Genomic DNA, 1,236 nt, shown 5'->3' with positions numbered 1-1,236 from the left:
CCGCCAGCGTTCGTCCTGAGCCAGGATCAAACTCTCCAAAGAATTTGATATAGCTCTTTAAAAATGACGAAGCTTGCGCTTCATTCAAACATTGTAAAACATTTTTGCCTCATCGTTCAGTTTTCAAAGACCAAATTGAATTAAGAAATGGTCGGGAAGACAGGATTCGAACCTGCGACCCCTTGGTCCCAAACCAAGTGCTCTACCAAGCTGAGCTACTTCCCGTTATAAATGGTGCACCCTGAGAGATTCGAACTCCCGGCCTTTAGATTCGTAGTCTAACGCTCTATCCAGCTGAGCTAAGGGTGCATTAATGCGGTCGAGAGGACTTGAACCTCCACGGTGTTAACCACCACTAGGCCCTCAACCTAGCGCGTCTACCGATTCCGCCACGACCGCATATAATTGGAGCGGAAGACGGGATTCGAACCCGCGACCCCGACCTTGGCAAGGTCGTATTCTACCACTGAACTACTTCCGCAATATAAAGTTAGATTAGAGATGCGGGTGAAGGGACTCGAACCCCCACGTCAAAGACACTAGATCCTAAGTCTAGCGCGTCTACCAATTCCGCCACACCCGCATATAATATTTAAGTATAGAAATTAATGAGAAATGGTGAGCCATGCAGGGCTCGAACCTGCGACCCTCTGATTAAAAGTCAGATGCTCTACCAACTGAGCTAATGGCTCATTAATTTTTTAAAATGGGGCGGCTGAAGGGAATTGAACCCTCGAATGCCGGAATCACAATCCGGTGCGTTAACCACTTCGCCACAACCGCCATGAGAAAAATGGTGCCGGCGAAAGGATTCGAACCCTCGACCCTCTGATTACAAGTCAGATGCTCTACCAACTGAGCTACACCGGCGCTGTAAATGGTGGCTTTGGACGGAATCGAACCGCCGACACAAGGATTTTCAGTCCTTTGCTCTACCAACTGAGCTACAAAGCCAACTTATTAAGTTTAAATAAAAAAATGGCGGTCCCGACGGGATTCGAACCCGCGATCTTCTGCGTGACAGGCAGACATGTTAACCACTACACCACGGGACCGTTTTAAATAATTATTGTATCGACTTTACCTATTTTAAATGTCATCGAGAGTAAAGTCAATAATTTTTTCAAAAAAACAATCAGCCTGGCAGCGTCCTATCCTCACAGGGGGAGACCCCCAACTACTTTCGGCGCTGAAGCGCTTAACTTCCGTGTTCGGCATGGGAACGGGTGTGGCCGC

General features: G+C 47.8%; 10 tRNA genes and 1 rRNA gene. All 11 read right to left on the bottom strand.

Features of this window, described 5'->3' with window-relative positions:
* Positions 1 to 148: 148 nt before the first annotated feature.
* Positions 149 to 225 (bottom strand) — tRNA-Pro (locus KNP06_RS15110).
* Positions 226 to 232: 7 nt separating this feature from the next.
* Positions 233 to 309, bottom strand: a tRNA-Arg gene (locus KNP06_RS15105).
* Between the two features lie 5 nt (positions 310 to 314).
* Positions 315 to 399 (bottom strand) — tRNA-Leu (locus tag KNP06_RS15100).
* A gap of 7 nt (positions 400 to 406) precedes the next feature.
* Positions 407 to 481, bottom strand: a tRNA-Gly gene (locus KNP06_RS15095).
* A 21-nt stretch (positions 482 to 502) separates the two neighbouring features.
* Positions 503 to 583, bottom strand: a tRNA-Leu gene (locus KNP06_RS15090).
* A gap of 33 nt (positions 584 to 616) precedes the next feature.
* Positions 617 to 692: transfer RNA gene (locus KNP06_RS15085), tRNA-Lys, on the bottom strand.
* Between the two features lie 15 nt (positions 693 to 707).
* Positions 708 to 783, bottom strand: a tRNA-His gene (locus KNP06_RS15080).
* An 11-nt stretch (positions 784 to 794) separates the two neighbouring features.
* Positions 795 to 870: transfer RNA gene (locus tag KNP06_RS15075), tRNA-Thr, on the bottom strand.
* Between the two features lie 8 nt (positions 871 to 878).
* A tRNA-Phe gene (locus tag KNP06_RS15070) sits at positions 879 to 954 on the bottom strand.
* 25 nt (positions 955 to 979) lie between these two features.
* A tRNA-Asp gene (locus KNP06_RS15065) sits at positions 980 to 1,055 on the bottom strand.
* 83 nt (positions 1,056 to 1,138) lie between these two features.
* Positions 1,139 to 1,236: ribosomal RNA gene (gene rrf, locus KNP06_RS15060) — 5S ribosomal RNA — on the bottom strand; the annotation flags it as partial.

Source organism: Exiguobacterium sp. s21 (assembly GCF_018617975.1).
Taxonomy (GTDB): Bacteria; Bacillota; Bacilli; order Exiguobacteriales; family Exiguobacteriaceae; genus Exiguobacterium; species Exiguobacterium mexicanum_A.
Note: the sequence above shows the minus strand (reverse complement) of the source record. Positions and strands in the feature narration are given on the sequence as shown.